The sequence below is a fragment of the Chenggangzhangella methanolivorans genome (assembly GCF_019797865.1).
Taxonomy (GTDB): Bacteria; Pseudomonadota; Alphaproteobacteria; order Rhizobiales; family Methylopilaceae; genus Methylopila; species Methylopila methanolivorans.
In genome coordinates, this window is sequence record NZ_CP081869.1 from 852134 (window position 1) to 867454 (window position 15321).

A 15321-nucleotide genomic window follows, 5' to 3' on the forward strand; every position below is an offset into this window, starting at 1 on the left:
GCGCAGCCGGAGTGTGCATTGCGACTGGCGCAACGCCGCGGAGGCCAACTGCGTGCTTCGAGACGCCGGCCCTTTTGCCGGCTCCTCAGCATGAGAGAGGTTGAGTAGGCTTCTCGCCGCTTCTATCACCCTCCCACCTTCCTCATGGCTCGAGGAGGTCGCGTCAGCGGCCGTCTCGAAGCACGCAGCCGAGTTCCATGACCTCATCCGATCGCTGGCAGTTCTGGATCGACCGGGGCGGCACCTTCACCGACGTCGTCGGCCGCGCGCCGGACGGCTCGCTGCATGTGAAGAAGATGCTGTCGGAGAACCCGGAGGCCTATCGCGATGCGGCGGTCGCGGGCGTGCGGGAGTTGCTCGGCCTCGGGCCCAAGGACGCCGTGCCGGCCGAGAAGATCGACGCGGTGAAGATGGGCACGACCGTCGCCACCAACGCGCTGCTGGAGCGCAAGGGCGAACGGACCGCGCTGCTCATCACCAAGGGGCTGAAGGACCAGCTTCGCATCGGCTATCAGGCGCGGCCAAAACTGTTCGCCAAGCAGATCGAGCGGCCGGAGCCGCTTTATGAACGCGTCGTGGAGGTCGACGAGCGCGTGCGGGCCGACGGAACGATCGAGCGCGCCTTCGACGACGCCGCGTTCCGCGCTTCGCTGGAGGAGTTGAAGGCGGACGGATACGAGGCGCTCGCCATCGTGTTCATGCACGCTTACGCCCATCCCGCCCATGAGCAGGCGGCGGCCAGAATCGCGCGCGACATGGGGTTCGCCCAGGTCTCGGTCAGCCATGAGGTGTCGGGGCTGCCCAAGATCGTCGGGCGCGGCGACACCACGGTGGTGGACGCCTATCTGACGCCCGTGCTCGCAGCCTATGTGGCGCGCGTCCGCGACGAGCTGAACCTCTCCGAGGACGACGCGCGCCGCCTGATGTTCATGACCTCGGCCGGCGGCCTCACCTCCGCAAGCCTGTTCCAGGGCAAGGACGCGATTCTTTCGGGCCCCGCGGGCGGCGTGGTGGCGATGGCCGCGACGGCGAAGGCGGCCGGCTTCGACAAGGTCATCGGCTTCGACATGGGCGGCACCTCGACCGACGTCGCCCATTTCGACGGCGCGTTCGAGCGCTCGTTCGAGACCGTGGTGGCGGGAACGCGCATGCGCGCGCCGATGATGCGCATCCACACGGTCGCGGCCGGCGGCGGCTCGATCCTGCATTTCGACAAGGGCCGGTTCCGCGTCGGCCCCGACTCCGCCGGCGCGGCGCCCGGCCCCGCCGCCTATCGCAACGGCGGGCCGCTCACCGTCACCGACGCCAACGTCATGCTGGGCAAGCTCGCGCCCGACCTCTTTCCGAAGATCTTCGGGCCCGGCCGCGACCAGCCGCTCGACGCCGCAGTCGTGCGCGAAAAATTCGGGGCTCTCGCGGCCGAGATCGGCGACGGGCGGTCCGCCGAACAGGCGGCCGACGGCTTCGTCGCGGTCGCGGTCGCCAGCATGGCGGAGGCGATCAAGACCATCTCGGTCGCGCGCGGCTACGACGTCACGAAAATACGCGCTCAACTGCTTCGGCGGCGCCGGCGGCCAGCACGCCTGTCTGGTCGCCGACGCGCTCGGGATCGACACGGTGCTGATCCACCCGCTGTCGGGCCTGCTCTCGGCCTATGGCATGGGCCTCGCCGACATTCGCGCGGAACGGACGGCGAGTTTGCGGTTAAGGCTTCATGAAGCCGGGGAAGCCATTGCTGAGACGATGGAAAAGCTCGGCGGTGAAGCGATGGGCGAGCTTCAGGCGCAAGGCGTCGAGGACGGCGTGACGGAGGTCCGCCTCCATGTCCGCTACGACGGCACGGATTCGACGATTGAGGTTCCGGTCCTCGGACTTGGCGCGGCGTCTCCGCCCCCTCCCCCTTGTGGGGAGGGTACGGGTGGGGGTGGTTCCGAACAGAGCGGCGCCGTTGCGCGTGGAGCAGCGTCACCCTCTGGGCCTCCTTCGGAGCCACCCCCACCCCCTGCCCCTCACCGCAAGGGGGAGGGGGGACAACCCATCGACCTCGATCGGATCGCGGCCGACTTCGCCGACCTCCACCGCGCGCGCTTCGGCTTCGTGGACGAGGCGCGCGGGCTCATCGTCGAGGCGGTCGAGGTCGAATGTTTCGGCGGGGGCTCCGGGCTCGACGAGCCGGAGCGTGACCCGGCCGAAAGGCCCCTGCCCGCACCGGAGCGGACCGCAGACATTTTCTCAGGCGGTCAGGCCCACGAGGCAGCCGTGTTCCGCCGCGAAGCGCTTGGCGTCGGGCATCGGGTCGATGGTCCCGCGCTCATCGTCGAGCCGAACCAGACAGTGGTGGTCGAGGACGGCTGGCGCGCCGAGGTTTCGCCCCGCGACCATCTCGTGCTCTCCCGCGCAAAACCCCGCGAGACCCGCAAGGCCGTCGGAGCCGAGGCGGATCCGGTGATGCTCGAGATCTTCAACAACCTCTTCATGTCGATCGCCGAGCAGATGGGGCTCGTGCTCCAGAACACGGCGGCTTCCGTCAACATCAAGGAGCGGCTCGACTTCTCCTGCGCCGTCTTCGCGCCCGACGGCGCGCTGGTGGCCACGCCCACATGCCGGTGCATCTCGGCTCGATGGACCGCTCGGTCGAGGCGGTGCTGCGCCGCGCCGGCGACCGGCTGACGCCGGATGCGTCTATGTGCTCAACGCCCCTTACGACGGCGGCACGCATCTGCCGGACGTCACCGTGGTGACGCCCGTGTTCGACGAGGCGGGGTCAAGACTGCTGTTCCTCGTCGCGAGCCGCGGCCATCACGCCGACATCGGCGGGGTCGCGCCCGGCTCCATGTCTCCGCGCGCCACCACCATCGAGGAGGAAGGCGTCACCATCGACGTCATGCCGCTGGTCGAGGGCGGCCGGTTCCTCGAAAGCGAGATCCGCGAGGTACTGGCCGGCGCGCGCTTTCCGGCCCGCAATCCGGACCAGAACGTCGCGGATCTGAAGGCCCAGGTCGCCGCCAACGCCAAGGGCGTGGCGGAGCTGAGGAAAATGATCGCGAGCTTCGGACTCGACGTGGTGCAGGCCTATATGGGCCACGTGCAGGACAACGCGGCCGAGAGCGTCGCGCGCGCGCTGACGACGCTCGACGACGCCGAATTCGCCGTCGAGATGGATCAGGGCGCGACGATCCGCATGAAGATCACGATCGACCGCGAAGCCCGCACCGCCAAAGTGGACTTCACCGGGACCTCCGACCAGCGCGGCGACAACTTCAACGCGCCCGAGCCAGTGACGCGCGCGGCCGTGCTCTACTGTTTCCGCGTGATGGTCGAAGACGACATCCCGATGAACGCCGGATGCCTGCGGCCGATCGAGATCGTCGCGCCGGAGGGCTCTCTGCTCAATCCGCGGCCGCCCGCGGCGGTCGTCGCCGGCAATGTCGAGACCAGCCAGGCGGTGGTCGACTGCCTGTTCGGCGCCATGAAGGTGATGGGCTCCAGCCAAGGCACGATGAACAACCTCACCTTTGGCGACGACAAGCGGCAGTATTACGAGACGATCTGCTCGGGTTCGGCCGCCGGCCCCGGCTTCGACGGCGCCGACGCAGTCCATGTCCACATGACGAATTCGCGGCTCACCGACCCGGAGATCCTCGAACAGCGCTACCCGGTCGTGCTCGACGAGTTCTCGATCCGGCAAGGCTCGGGCGGGCGCGGACGATGGTCGGCGGGCGACGGGGTTCGCCGGGTCATCCGCTTCCCTCGAGCCGATGGACTGCGCGATCCTGTCGGGGCGCCGACGCGTGGCGGCCTTCGGCATGGAGGGCGGCCACGAGGGCCAGCCGGGCCGAAATTCCGTGCGCCGGACCAATGGCGGGGTGGAAGAAGTCGCCGCTTGCGACCAAATCAAGGTCGACCCGGGCGACGCGATCGTCATAGAAACGCCGACCGGAGGCGGCTGGGGCCGCGCCGAGGGAGCCTGACGCCCATCATGAGCGCACGTCGACCGATCCCGATCGAGCGGGGGCACGCTGAAGCCCGTCACCGTCTCGAAAATCCGCGCGGCCAAGGGCAAGGAGCCCCTGGTCTGCCTCACCGCCTACACGACGCCGATCGCCCAGGCGCTCGACCAGTCGTGCGACCTGCTGCTCGTCGGCGACAGCCTCGGCATGGTGGTGTACGGGCTCGAAAGCACCATTCCGGTCACCCTCGAGATGATGATCGCGCACGGCGCGGCGGTGTCGCGCGGCGCGAAGCACGCGCTCGTCGTCGTCGACCTGCCGTTCGGCTCTTATCAGGAGAGCCCGGCGCAGGCGTTCCGCTCCGCCGCGCGCATCCTGGCCGAAACGGGCTGCGACGCCGTCAAGCTCGAGGGCGGCGCGGTGATGGCCGAGACCATCGAGTTCCTGACCGCGCGCGGCGTGCCGGTGCTCGCCCATATCGGCCTGCAGCCGCAATCGGTGAACGCGCTCGGCGGCTATGCGGCGCGCGGCAAGCAGGCGGCCGAGGCCGAGGCGATCGTCGCCGACGCCCGCGCGGTCGCCGACGCCGGCGCCTTCGCGGTGGTGGTAGAGGGCGTCGTCGCGCCGCTCGCCGCCCGCATCACCTCGACGATCCGGGTTCCGACGATCGGGATCGGCGCATCGGCCGAATGCGACGGCCAGATTCTCGTCACCGACGACATGATGGGCATGACGTTCGGCCATGTGCCGAAATTCGTGCGCCGCTACGCCGACGTCGGCGCCGCCGTCAAGGCCGCGGCGGAAGCCTATGCGGAGGACGTGCGCGCAAGGCGCTTCCCGGCGGAAGAGCACCTCTACGGCGCGACCGGGCCGAAGATCGCGGCGGGATAGCTTACTCTGGAGGAAGTCCGCTTACGCCTGCGGCGATATGGGCGCCGGCGTCCATGCTTTGGTGGGAGCACGCGAAGGATTTCGAGTTGGCTGAAACCGCTCGCCGTCCTCCCGACGCGATAGAAAATCTGATGAGAAGCTCTTCGCCGAGCACCGGCTGCGAGCTTGACGTGTATGGACCGAAGGCCCGGACGAAACTCCGATCTATCGATCGAAGATGGCCGGCCGGATCTTCCGCAGCCAGCGCAACCGCTTTCTTCAAAAGATCCGCGTAGATGCGCGCTTGAGCGTCGCCAAAAAGACCGAGGCTTTGATCAAGGATATCGTCGATGTCGCGTCTGGCGCGTTCCGAATAAGCGACCTTCACGAACGTTTGCGGTTCAGAACGTCGTTCAGGATATCGTCGATCGTACCTTCATAAATTTGTCCCGCCTCGATGTCGGCTACGCCCTCGTTGATCGCCGCTTTCAGCGCTTCGAGTTTCCGGTTCTGCTCTTCCCGAAGCAACCGCAACCCTTCGGCGACGGCCTCGTTCGCTGAGTGGGAATATCCCCGCGCGACGCGATCCTCCACGAAGGCCGCGAGTTCGCCCGTCAGGTTGATGGTGACCGCCGACATGACCCGCTCCTTCTAAGCGGACATAGCATCGCGCTCGGGGCGCCCGACTGTCAAAGACGCCCCGAAATCCTCACTCGTCGTCGCCGTAGTCCTCCGGCGCGACGTCGAGCAGGTCGAGCTTCGGGCGGCCGCGCAGGCTTCCCGTGGCCAACGCGTCGTCGCGCTTCATGAACTTCGGCCAGGCGGGCGCCGGGGCGTAGCTCATCGGCATGTCCTCGACGTCCTCGCGGGAGGGCGCATAGATCTCTGGCTGCTGCGGCGCCGGATCCACGCGCACGGGGCGCGGGCGGCAATAGGCCGAGCCCTTGGCGTTGTGGCGCGCAAGGTCGAAGTGGAAGTGGTTCTCGTGGAACCGGTCGCTTCCGGGGCCGAGCACCGTCTTGAACAGGCCGCAGGCGCCGCCGTGGACGTCGCGCAGGAAGGCCTGCGCCTCCGGCGCGCCGTTCCGCCAGTCGCGCAGCACCGAGATCTGCGTCCCGTCCGTCAGCGTGAAGGCGCCGACGTCGAGCGCGTTGCCGAAGGAATGCTCGGAGAGCTTGGCGCCCTTTCGGTTGTTGCGGGTGCGGCAGCCGTAGGACGCCATGTTGTTCAGCGAGGCGACGCGCATGCCGAAGCGCGCCTGCGCCGCCGGCTGCACGACGTCGCGCATCCAGTCGTTGACGGCGGCGTTCATCGGGCAGCCGAGCCGCGCCGACGGATCGATCGCGGTGTCGCCTTCCTGGACGGCGGTGATCGAGAACGGATGTTCGAGCCCGCAGACGCCCGGACCGTCGATCTCCTTCACGGGCCGCGAGAAGGAGGTCGGCACGATGAGGCCGCGCGCGAGGCACACGCGCTCGGCCTCGCCGCGCCAGGCGGCCCGCTGCTCCCTCTTGAAGGAGCCGCAGGCCGCAAGCGCGCCGATCAGACAGACGGCGATGAGACCATACGCAACACGGGCCTTCATGCCCTCTAAAATGAGAGCCTTCCGGTTAACGTCCGATCAACGCCGCCGACCTCGTCGGAAAGTCTGACGACGCGGCGGCTTCTGCGCCCTAGGTGTGTGCGCCAAGGTCCGCCCGACCATGAGGAGACGACCATGACCGACGCGCCCAAGACCCTGATCGAACTCGCTGGAGCGGACCCGCAGCCGGCCTCCCTTAAGGACGCGACGCTCGTGGTGATCGACGCGCAGAACGAATATGTCGACGGCCCGATCGCGCTCCCCGGCGTCGGCCCGGCGCTCGGCGCGATCGCCGATCTGCTCGCCGCCGCGCGCGCCGCCGGGACGCCGATCGTCCATCTCGCGCACCGCGCGCCGGCCGGCGTCTTCGTCGAGGGCACGCAAGGCGCCGAGATCGCCCCGCAGGCCGCGCCCAAGGACGGCGAGCCGGTGTTCAAGAAGGAGCTGCCGAACGGCTTCACCAATCCCGAGTTCAAGCCGGCGCTCGAGAAGCTCGGGCGCAAGAACCTGATCCTGACGGGCTTCATGACGCATATGTGCGTCGACTCGACCGCCCGCGCGGCGGTGGATCTCGGCTACGGCGTCACCATCGTCGAGAACGCGACCGCGAGCCGCCCGCTTCCCGGCGCTGTCGGCAAGGCCTCGCGCTCGGCGCAGGAGGTGCATGACGGCGCGCTGGCGGGCCTCGCGGACCTCTTCGCCGTGGTGGTGAAGGACGCCGAGGGGTTGTCGAAATAGGCTGGCGACGAAGGACGGGAGACGACGCGATGGGCATTTTCGACGGCCTGCTCGGGCACGCCTCCAGCGCCTCGACGGAGACCGTTCAGCGCGACCTCGCGCCGATCCTGGCTCCGGGCGAGGTGGTGGGGCTCGCGTTCAAGCTCGTGCGCGACATGTACGTGTTCACCGACAAGCGCCTGATCCTGATCGACAAGCAGGGGATCACCGGCCGCAAGGTCGAGCATCACTCGATCCCCTACCGGGCCATCACCCAGTTCTCGATCGAGACCGCCGGCACCTTCGACATGGAGGCCGAGATGCGGATCTGGGTTTCGGGCCAGAGCGCGCCGCTGGAGCGGACGCTCGCACGCGGCGTCGACGTGGCGGGGATCCAGAGGGCGCTGGCCGCCGGCGTGCTGCGGTGAATGCAGGTCGCCATCCTCGGGCTTGAGGATCCATCGGCCGCAGACGCGGCCGACGGATAGACGCCCGGATCAAGTCAACTCTGGGCATGACGGAGGAGCCGGAAACGGCGCCGCCAGGCTCTCAGCCCTGCAGCTTCGCCTTGATCGCGCCGTTGGCGGCCGCGAAGTCGATCATGCCGGTGTACTTGGCCTTCAGCGCGCCCATGACCTTGCCCATGTCCTTCATGGAGGCCGCGCCCGTCTCGGCGATGGCGGCGTCGATCGCGGCCGACACCTCCTCGTCCGACAGCTGCTTGGGCAGAAACTCCTGGATGACTGCGATCTCGGCCTTCTCCTTGGCGGCGAGTTCGGGCCGGGCGTTCTCCTCGTAGATCGCGGCCGACTCCTGGCGCTGCTTCACCATCTTGGCGAGCAGCTGCTTCAGCTCGTCGTCGGTCGCGGTCTCCTTGCCGGCGCCGCGGGCCTCGATGTCACGGTCCTTGAACGCGGCCACGACGAGGCGCAGCGTGCCCGTACGGTCGGCGTCGCGGGCTTTCATGGACTCTTTCAGGGCCGCCGAGATCGCCTCGCGCATGGGGTTTCCAGTCCTTTACGTCGTCTGTCGCGCCGCTTTGTTGACGGCGCCGGGGTCGGCGCCTAGGTTCCGGCCGACGCCGACCGCCCTATTGGCCGCCGGCTCTTGGGTCAAGACAATCATGACGCTTGCGACGAACACGGCCGACCGCGGCTGGGAAGAAACGCGCCCCACCGCCCGCCTGCTGCTGGCGGACGGGACCGTGATCGAGGGCGAAGGCTTCGGCGCCGAAGGCGTCGCGGCCGGGGAGCTCTGCTTCAACACCGCGATGACAGGCTATCAGGAGATCCTGACGGACCCCTCCTACGCCGGCCAGATCATCACCTTCACGTTCCCCCACATCGGCAATGTCGGCGTGAACGAGGACGACCTCGAGACCATCAAGGCGGCGGCCGCCTCGGGCGTGCGCGGCGCGGTGTTCTCGGCCGACGTCACCGACCCGTCGAACTGGCGCGCGACCCGCAGCCTCGACGCCTGGCTGAAGGCCCACGGCATTGTCGCGATCACCGGCGTCGACACCCGCGCTCTCACCGCGCTCGTGCGCGAGAAGGGCATGCCGAACGCCGTCATCGCCCATGCGCCCGACGGCGAGATCGACGACGCGAAGCTCAAGGCCGAACTCGCCGCCTTCCCCGGCCTCGAGGGCCAGGACCTCGTGCCGATGGTCGGCGCGACCCAGCGCTACGGCTGGGACGAAGGCGCCTGGGGCTGGCCCGGCCACGAGGCGCCGGGCGTCTATGGCGCGCGCCCGGAAGGCGCGGCCAAGAAGGTCGTGGCGATCGACTACGGCCTCAAGCGCAACATCCTGCGCCTGCTGACCGCGGCCGGCTGCGAGGTCACGGTGCTCCCCGCGACCGCGACCGCCGACGAGGTTCTGGCGCTCTCGCCCGACGGCGTGTTCCTGTCGAACGGTCCGGGCGACCGGCCGCGACGGGCGCATACGCCGTGCCGATGATCCAAGGCGTTCTGGAGAAGAGCGTGCCGACCTTCGGCATCTGCCTCGGGCACCAGATGCTGGCGCTCGCCGTCGGCGCGAAGACCGAGAAGATGCATCAGGGCCATCATGGCGCGAACCATCCGGTGAAGGACCTGACGACCGGCAAGGTCGAGATCGTCTCGATGAACCACGGTTTTTCGGTCGATCGCGAGAGTCTGCCCGCCAATGCGCGCGAGACCCATGTGTCGCTGTTCGACGGCTCGAACTCCGGCATCGAGCTCACCGACCGGCCGGCCTTTTCGGTGCAGCACCACCCGGAGGCCTCGCCCGGCCCGCAGGACAGCCACTACCTGTTCAAGCGGTTCGTGGAGCTGATGGACGGCAAGCGAGGCTGACGGATGGGCGACGTCGACGATCGGCCGATCCGTCACGTCGTCTTTAATCCTTCTGCACGCGCGTCACTCGTCGAGGCGCTGAAGAGCCTCGGCCGTCCGGACGAGGTCGTCGCGCTCTTCGACGACTTGCGCTGTGGGCCGCTCGACCTGGGCGATCTGCCCGCGCGCGAGCGCTGGTTCGACGAGGTCCTGGGCGTCGATTACGAACGTGGCCTGATCGGGCAGCGCCACACGGACTTCTGGCCGAAAGCGCTCGCCCCCGACCGCCGCCTCATCGCATGGACGACGCGGCACGGGGCTCAGGACTGGATCGGCTTCCTGTTTTGGGCCGCGCGACTGAGCGAGGCTCTGGCGGAAGTGATCGACATCTCGGACGTGCTTTTTCCGGATTGGCGCGATCCTACGAGTCTTCGTCGTCGGCCCGTCGCGCGCATAGCGCCTTATCAAATTGTCGAGCAGCGCCTAATCGAACTCGCCCGCCCCGTCACGGCGAAGGAGCGCGCCGAGGGCGGGACGAGGTTTCGCGCCTCGTAGCCGAGAACGGCGCGTTCCGGGCCGTCCATGCCGGGGCGCCCGTCTCCCTGCCGATCGAAGCCTTCGACCAGCAGCTTCTCTCAAAAACGTCGACGACGCTGCGGAAAGCCGCACGCGTCATCGGCGAAGTTTTGGCGGACATGGACGAGCGCGACGGCTGGCCCGTCGGCGACCTACCGCTCGCCGTCCGCCTATGCGCGCTCGTCGAGGCTGGCCGGCTCGAAGCTGCGGGCGACATCTATGGAAGCATCCGGTACTGGGAGGTAAAGCTGCCTTCCTCGCAGCCATGATGCGATCCGCCGTGTTTGATCCCCCTGCACGATCTGATCTTCTCGTCCGCGACGCGACCGACGCCGACATGGACGCGGTCGCCGAGATCTACGCGCATCACGTCCTGACCGGCTGCGCGAGCTTCGAGGAGGTCCCGCCCTCCCCCGCCGAGATGGCCGCGCGGCGACTGGTCGTGCTCGCGCTCGGCGCGCCCTACCTCGTCGCCGAACTCGACGGCCGCGTCGCCGGCTACGCCTACGCCGGCAGCTACCGCGCGCGCCCGGCCTATCGCCACACGGTCGAGGACTCGGTCTATGTCGCCCCCGACGCGCTCGGGCGCGGCGTCGGCAAGGCGCTGCTGGCCGAGACCATCGCACGCTGCGAGGCCGCGGGTTTCCGCCAGATGATCGCGGTGATCGGCGACAGCGCCAACGCCGGCTCGATCGCGCTCCACGCCTCGCTCGGGTTCCGCGACGTGGGGACGTTTTCCGACGTCGGCTTCAAGTTCGGCCGCTGGGTCGACAGCGTGATGATGCAGCTGCCGCTCGGCCGGGGCGGCGAGACGCTCCCGGACCAAAGGGATTGATAAGCCGCAGCCTGGTCCTGCGGCTCGGGCTCGGGCAGCTGATCGGCTGGGGCGCCACTTACTATCTCGTCGGCGTCTTCGCGCCGCGCATCGCGGCCGACCTCGGCTGGAGCCTGTCGGCCGTGCAGGGCGGCTTCTCGGTCGGCCTGCTCGCCATGGCGCTCGCCTCGCCCGCCGTCGGCCGCGCGATCGACCGCCATGGCGGCCGGGCGGTGATGACCGCCGGTTCGCTCGTCGGCGCGGCGGGCTGCGCGGGCCTCGCGCTCGCGCACGGACCCTGGAGCTACTGCGCCGCCTGGGTCGTGATCGGCGTCGCGATGCGCTTGATGCTCTACGACGCCGCCTTCGCGGCGCTGGCGCGGATCGGCGGGCGCGACGCCAAGGCCGCGATGGCGCAGATCACCTTGCTCGGCGGGCTCGCCTCCACCGTGTTCTGGCCGCTCGGCGACGCGCTCGCCGACGCCTTCGGCTGGCGCGGCGCGGTGACGGCCTATGCGCTGATCTGCGCGGCCTCGGCGCTGCTGCATATCGGGATCCCGAACGGCCGCCACGCCGCGCCCGCGCCCGATCCGAAAGCTGATGCGCCCGAGCCCGTGCGCCGCGGCTCGCGCCGCGCGGCCGTGCTCTACGCGATCGCGGTCGCGCTGGTGAGCGCGCTCAACTCGGCGATGTCCGCGCATATGATCGGAATCCTGGCGGCGCTCGGTCTTCCGCTCCAGGCGGCGGTCTGGATCGCGGCGCTGCGCGGCTTCGGGCAGACGGGCGCGCGCGGCTGCGAGGTTCTGTTCGGCGCGCGGCTGAGCGCCGTCGACCTCAACCTCCTCGCAGCCCTCATGCTGCCGTTGGGCTTCGCCGCGGCGTTCGGCGCGCCGCTCATGGGGGCGGCCGCAGCCTTCGCGCTCTTGTTCGGGGCGGGCAACGGGCTCTCGACCATCACGCGCGGCACGCTGCCGCTCGCGCTGTTCGATCCGGCGACCTATGGGTCGCTGGTCGGCCGGCTGATCGCGCCGAGCTTCCTGCTGTCGGCCGGCGCGCCGGTCGCCTATGCGCTCGTGATCGAGCGGTGGGGCAGCGAGGCCGCGCTCTGGCTGTCGCTCGCGCTCGCCGGCGGCGCTCTCGCGGCCGCGATCGGCCTGAAGGCGAGCGCGCGCTAGGAGCGTCCCCAACGCTCCCTGAGCCCGCCCGCAGGGCCGAACCGGGTCGGTCGCCGGAACCGGCGTCTCTGCGATTCGCGCGACGGCGGCCTCATGGGCCGCGACGTCGTCGGAGCGGATCATGTCGTAGGGCTCGTCGGCCGGATAGGCGCCGACGACGAGGAAGTCCGGGCTGGCGTCGATCCGCTTGTGGCCCGTTCCGGCGGGCAGGACCGCGACGTCGCCCGTCTCCAGCCTCAGCGTCTCGCCGGCCTCGCCGCCGAATCGAACCTCCGCCCAGCCATGGGCGACGCCAAGCGCCTCGTGGCAGGTCGAATGGTAGTGGTGGAAGGGATAGACGCCGTCGCGCCAGAAGCCGCCCCAGCCATTGGCCGCGAACAGCGCCTCGATCGCCGCCGCGCTGTCGCCGCCGGCCGACGCCTTTAGCGCGCCGCGGTGAAGCAGAAGTTCGAAGCGTGGGTGGTTGGGCGTCGCGCCGTCATCGGAAAAGCGGAGCGCGAGCGTCCTCATATCGTCGTTCGACAACTTAGGAGCCTTGTTTTTGGCGGCCGGGGACAGCCGCATCCTAGGCGGGAACGGCGACGGGCCCTGCTCGTTCCGGGAAAGCTTCCCATCGGCCGGCTTGACTGAGCCCGGCGCCTATGCGCCATAGTCGCATCTGCAATCGGATTTTGGACGCCCTGTCTGGCCTTCGCATCGGCGGTATCCCCGCCTTAGCTTCGCCCGAACGACACGCACCAAAGTTGAGATTGTGCCCGGCAGATGGATCGTGTGATCGATCGGCCAAATGCGCACACGCGCTTGTCTTTGAGGGAAGCAGGAATGCCCAGCGGCACCGTCAAGTTCTTCAACACCCAGAAGGGATACGGTTTCATTCAGCCGGTCGACGGCTCGAAGGACGTGTTCGTTCACATTTCGGACGTCGAGCGTTCGGGCCTTCACACCCTCGTCGAGGGCCAGAAGGTGGCGTTCGAAGTCGTCATGGATCGCGGCAAGACCAAGGCCGCGAACCTGAAGGCCGAGTGATCGGGCCGTCGGGGCGCGCGGGCCTTGCCCGTCGGACCGACACTGAAATTCCGGCGGGGCGCTTCGCAAGAAGCGCCCCGTTCGTTTTTGTCGCGCCGGCCGCGGGCTTCCCAACCCGGCCCCGCATGGGCTACGGCGCGTCCCCGGGGGCGGACCGGTCCGCTTGATCAGGAGAACCGGACAGACATGCCGATGAGCTATCGCCGCATTTCGGGCGCGGATCTCGCGCACGGGCTCAAGACAGCGAGCATCACGCCTGAGCAGTTCGCCGCGCTCTATGGCGTGCCCGCCAAGCGCGTCGACAAGTGGCTGACCGAGAAGACCGAGGTGCCGCACGCGGTGGCGCTGTTCGTCGGCCTGATCGCCGACCCGCTGATCCTCGAGAAGGCGCTGGTCATCACCAAATACATGGTCGATCCCGGCGCGGCGCCGACCGCCGACGACGCCGAGGACTGAGGTCCTCGCGGCGCCTCGCCGCCGGGGGCGGCGGGCGCCTCACTCCTTCACGCGCTGGAGCTCGTGGGCGAGACGGCGCGAGACGCCGCGCGGGATGAAGCGCGTGCCGAACGCGCCGAGCTTCGGCAGCGCGCCGGGGATGACGATCGCCTCGCCCGCCTGAAAACCCTCGAACCCCGCTTTGGCGACGTCTTCGGCCGAGACCACGCCGGTCTTGAACAGCGCCGCGTCGCCCATCTTGGCGACTTCGCCGAATTCGGTCGGCACCGGCCCGGGACAGAGCGCGGTGACGGTCACGTTCTTGCTCTTGGCCTCTTCGTGCAGCGCTTCGGAAAGCGACAGCAGATAGGCCTTGCTGGCGTAGTAGACCGCCATCTCGGGGCCCGCCTGGAAGGCCGCGAGCGAGGCGACGTTCAGGATGCCGCCCTTGCCGCGCGCCAGCATGCCGGGAAGGAAGAGGCCGGCGAGCGCGGTCGGCGCGGTCACGTTGACCTGGACCATGGCGAGCTGGCGGTCGAGCGGCAGCTTGGCGAAGTCGCCGCGCAGGCCGAAGCCTGCGTTGTTGACCAGCACGTCGACGACGAGGCCCTTGCGGCCGATCGCGATCGCGAGCTCCTTCGCGCCGTCGGGCTTCGCCAGATCCGCCGGCGCGACCGCCGCCTCGATGGCGTGCTTGTCCCAGAACTCCTTGGCGAGCGCCTTCAGCCGGTCCGCGCGCCGCGCGGTCAGGATGATCTTGTCGCCGTTGGCCGCGAACAGCCGCGCGAGCTCCACGCCGATGCCCGACGAAGCCCCGGTGATCAGCACCGTGCGGTTGTTCTCGAAAAGCGACATGGATCTCTCTCGGCGGGTCGGAATGGGATGGGAGACGGCGCTCGGCCTCGGGTCCGACTGTGCAGTTAGGGCGACGCCCCGCGCAATTCTCGCTCTTGCCCGCTCGCGGAACATTGAGCCGCAGGCGCGCCGCCTTAGGTGCGCGGCCATGACCGAAGACGCCATGACCGCAGACCCCGTCCTCGTCCGCTTCGCGCGCGATTTCTCAAAGGGCGATCCGGACGCCGTCGCCCGGGCGCAGGCGTTCGCGGCCGCGCCGCCGACTGTGCCCGAGCAGATGGGCTTCTACGGCTCCGAGGACTATGGGCCGCAGGCCCGCGCCTATCTCGCGACGGTCTCGCACCTCAACAACGAGGGCCACGTCCAGGACGTCGAGGACAAATACGTCATCGAGCTGCTTCACCGCTGGCGCGACGAAGGGCGGTTCTCTCCGGACGATCTCCCGCCCGCCGCCAAGGCCGTGTTCGGCCCGATGCTGGCCGACGACTTCAGCGGCCTGTGGGACGCGCCCGACGCTCTTTCGCGCTACGTGGAGACTTTCTGCGCGACGTTCGCGGAGGCGGCGGCGGAGCTCGATGCCGCGCTCGCCGGGAAAGGCGACGCCCTGCTGTCGATCGACGCGACCGACGGCGACACAGTGTTCTTCGCCTTCGTCGCCCCCGAGATCGCCGAGCGCTGGCGCGACAAGGCCCTGTGCGAGTACGAAGGCTATGTGGCGGGCGTCCGCTCGCCGATGTGGGATCGGATGTACGCCTTTCTCGGCTACGGTCTCGGGCTCTATCACGAGCCCGGCTGGCGCGAGGCGCCGCCGCCCGGCACGCCCTCTCGCAAGCCCGACATTCCTTTCGCGCTGTGACGGCGCGCACGCGCGCGGCCCCGGCGTCGGGGAAAGCCCAAAGCCCGGCTTCCCTGCCAGCGCGCGACTGTGTAAGGAACGCGCTCAGCCACGCATGACTCCTCCGCGCTCCGCTCTTCTTCGAGCGGCGGCGCCGCGCCGCCTGCCGGCGC

General features: G+C 69.2%; 16 protein-coding genes and 2 pseudogenes. 13 read left to right on the top strand and 5 right to left on the bottom strand.

Features of this window, described 5'->3' with window-relative positions; all coding sequences use genetic code 11:
• Positions 1-197: 197 nt before the first annotated feature.
• Positions 198-3971 (top strand): annotated as a pseudogene (locus K6K41_RS04480) (hydantoinase B/oxoprolinase family protein).
• A 48-nt stretch (positions 3972-4019) separates the two neighbouring features.
• Positions 4020-4841, top strand: a complete 822-nt coding sequence (gene panB / locus K6K41_RS04485; protein WP_261405640.1) for a 3-methyl-2-oxobutanoate hydroxymethyltransferase — start codon at positions 4020-4022, stop codon at positions 4839-4841.
• Position 4842: 1 nt separating this feature from the next.
• Here the strand turns inward: panB and K6K41_RS04490 are convergent, their stop codons facing one another.
• The 3 genes from K6K41_RS04490 to K6K41_RS04500 form a co-directional block, all read right to left on the bottom strand.
• On the bottom strand, positions 4843-5208 hold the full coding sequence (locus K6K41_RS04490) for a type II toxin-antitoxin system RelE/ParE family toxin (protein ID WP_261404076.1): 366 nt from the start codon (positions 5206-5208) through the stop codon (positions 4843-4845).
• Positions 5205-5459 (bottom strand): type II toxin-antitoxin system ParD family antitoxin, encoded by a 255-nt coding sequence (locus tag K6K41_RS04495; protein ID WP_261404077.1) that lies wholly within the window; start codon positions 5457-5459, stop codon positions 5205-5207. Before K6K41_RS04495 ends, K6K41_RS04490 begins: the two co-directional genes overlap by 4 nt.
• 70 nt (positions 5460-5529) lie before the next feature.
• Positions 5530-6405, bottom strand: coding sequence for an extensin-like domain-containing protein (locus K6K41_RS04500; RefSeq protein ID WP_261404078.1), 876 nt, complete (start codon positions 6403-6405; stop codon positions 5530-5532).
• 132 nt (positions 6406-6537) lie between these two features.
• Between K6K41_RS04500 and K6K41_RS04505 the strand changes: the two genes are divergently transcribed.
• Together K6K41_RS04505 and K6K41_RS04510 are read left to right on the top strand one after the other, a co-directional pair.
• Positions 6538-7140 carry an isochorismatase family protein gene (locus tag K6K41_RS04505; protein WP_261404079.1) on the top strand — a complete coding sequence of 201 codons (603 nt, stop codon included), beginning with the start codon at positions 6538-6540 and terminating at the stop codon, positions 7138-7140.
• Between the two features lie 29 nt (positions 7141-7169).
• Complete coding sequence (locus K6K41_RS04510; RefSeq protein ID WP_261404080.1) at positions 7170-7547, top strand: PH domain-containing protein; 378 nt, start codon at positions 7170-7172, stop codon at positions 7545-7547.
• Between the two features lie 121 nt (positions 7548-7668).
• Here K6K41_RS04510 and K6K41_RS04515 read toward each other — a convergent pair whose 3' ends face one another.
• Complete coding sequence (locus K6K41_RS04515) at positions 7669-8121, bottom strand: GatB/YqeY domain-containing protein (protein ID WP_261404081.1); 453 nt, start codon at positions 8119-8121, stop codon at positions 7669-7671.
• Between the two features lie 121 nt (positions 8122-8242).
• Here K6K41_RS04515 and carA point away from each other — a divergent pair.
• The 8 genes and pseudogenes from carA to K6K41_RS04555 all read left to right on the top strand — a co-directional run bounded on the left by carA (position 8243) and on the right by K6K41_RS04555 (position 13479).
• Positions 8243-9453, top strand: a pseudogene (carA, locus tag K6K41_RS04520) (glutamine-hydrolyzing carbamoyl-phosphate synthase small subunit).
• Positions 9454-9456: 3 nt separating this feature from the next.
• Complete coding sequence (locus K6K41_RS04525; RefSeq protein WP_261404082.1) at positions 9457-9987, top strand: DUF1835 domain-containing protein; 531 nt, start codon at positions 9457-9459, stop codon at positions 9985-9987.
• A 47-nt stretch (positions 9988-10034) separates the two neighbouring features.
• Positions 10035-10277, top strand: coding sequence for a DUF3658 domain-containing protein (locus K6K41_RS04530; protein ID WP_428978590.1), 243 nt, complete (start codon positions 10035-10037; stop codon positions 10275-10277).
• Entirely contained in the window at positions 10277-10843 is a 567-nt protein-coding gene (locus K6K41_RS04535) for a GNAT family N-acetyltransferase (protein ID WP_378146890.1), read from the top strand. The genes K6K41_RS04530 and K6K41_RS04535 overlap by 1 nt, the downstream gene beginning before the upstream one ends.
• Complete coding sequence (locus tag K6K41_RS04540; RefSeq protein WP_261404084.1) at positions 10840-11997, top strand: MFS transporter; 1158 nt, start codon at positions 10840-10842, stop codon at positions 11995-11997. Before K6K41_RS04535 ends, K6K41_RS04540 begins: the two co-directional genes overlap by 4 nt.
• 93 nt (positions 11998-12090) lie before the next feature.
• On the top strand, positions 12091-12423 hold the full coding sequence (locus K6K41_RS04545) for a hypothetical protein (RefSeq protein ID WP_261404085.1): 333 nt from the start codon (positions 12091-12093) through the stop codon (positions 12421-12423).
• Positions 12424-12819: 396 nt separating this feature from the next.
• Positions 12820-13023 (top strand): cold-shock protein, encoded by a 204-nt coding sequence (locus K6K41_RS04550; RefSeq protein WP_261404086.1) that lies wholly within the window; start codon positions 12820-12822, stop codon positions 13021-13023.
• 192 nt (positions 13024-13215) lie between these two features.
• Positions 13216-13479, top strand: a complete 264-nt coding sequence (locus K6K41_RS04555) for a helix-turn-helix domain-containing protein (protein WP_261404087.1) — start codon at positions 13216-13218, stop codon at positions 13477-13479.
• Positions 13480-13518: 39 nt separating this feature from the next.
• On the opposite strand, the gene K6K41_RS04560 is transcribed toward K6K41_RS04555, so the two are convergent.
• Positions 13519-14313: an SDR family NAD(P)-dependent oxidoreductase gene (locus tag K6K41_RS04560; RefSeq protein ID WP_261404088.1), complete on the bottom strand. Its 795-nt coding sequence runs from the start codon at positions 14311-14313 to the stop codon at positions 13519-13521.
• 163 nt (positions 14314-14476) lie between these two features.
• On the opposite strand from K6K41_RS04560, the gene K6K41_RS04565 reads away from it, so the two are divergent.
• On the top strand, positions 14477-15169 hold the full coding sequence (locus K6K41_RS04565; RefSeq protein WP_261404089.1) for a hypothetical protein: 693 nt from the start codon (positions 14477-14479) through the stop codon (positions 15167-15169).
• Positions 15170-15321: the final 152 nt, after the last annotated feature.

Excerpts from the sequence above, each read along its gene's own strand:
- K6K41_RS04495 (WP_261404077.1), bottom strand. The coding sequence starts at position 5,459 with ATGTCGGCGGTCACCATCAACCTGACGGGCGAACTCGCGGCCTTCGTG.
- K6K41_RS04500 (WP_261404078.1), bottom strand. The coding sequence starts at position 6,405 with ATGAAGGCCCGTGTTGCGTATGGTCTCATCGCCGTCTGTCTGATCGGC.
- K6K41_RS04505 (WP_261404079.1), top strand. The coding sequence starts at position 6,538 with ATGACCGACGCGCCCAAGACCCTGATCGAACTCGCTGGAGCGGACCCG.
- K6K41_RS04510 (WP_261404080.1), top strand. The coding sequence starts at position 7,170 with ATGGGCATTTTCGACGGCCTGCTCGGGCACGCCTCCAGCGCCTCGACG.
- K6K41_RS04515 (WP_261404081.1), bottom strand. The coding sequence starts at position 8,121 with ATGCGCGAGGCGATCTCGGCGGCCCTGAAAGAGTCCATGAAAGCCCGC.
- K6K41_RS04525 (WP_261404082.1), top strand. The coding sequence starts at position 9,457 with ATGGGCGACGTCGACGATCGGCCGATCCGTCACGTCGTCTTTAATCCT.
- K6K41_RS04535 (WP_378146890.1), top strand. The coding sequence starts at position 10,277 with ATGCGATCCGCCGTGTTTGATCCCCCTGCACGATCTGATCTTCTCGTC.
- K6K41_RS04545 (WP_261404085.1), top strand. The coding sequence starts at position 12,091 with ATGGGCCGCGACGTCGTCGGAGCGGATCATGTCGTAGGGCTCGTCGGC.
- K6K41_RS04550 (WP_261404086.1), top strand. The coding sequence starts at position 12,820 with ATGCCCAGCGGCACCGTCAAGTTCTTCAACACCCAGAAGGGATACGGT.
- K6K41_RS04555 (WP_261404087.1), top strand. The coding sequence starts at position 13,216 with ATGAGCTATCGCCGCATTTCGGGCGCGGATCTCGCGCACGGGCTCAAG.
- K6K41_RS04560 (WP_261404088.1), bottom strand. The coding sequence starts at position 14,313 with ATGTCGCTTTTCGAGAACAACCGCACGGTGCTGATCACCGGGGCTTCG.
- K6K41_RS04565 (WP_261404089.1), top strand. The coding sequence starts at position 14,477 with ATGACCGCAGACCCCGTCCTCGTCCGCTTCGCGCGCGATTTCTCAAAG.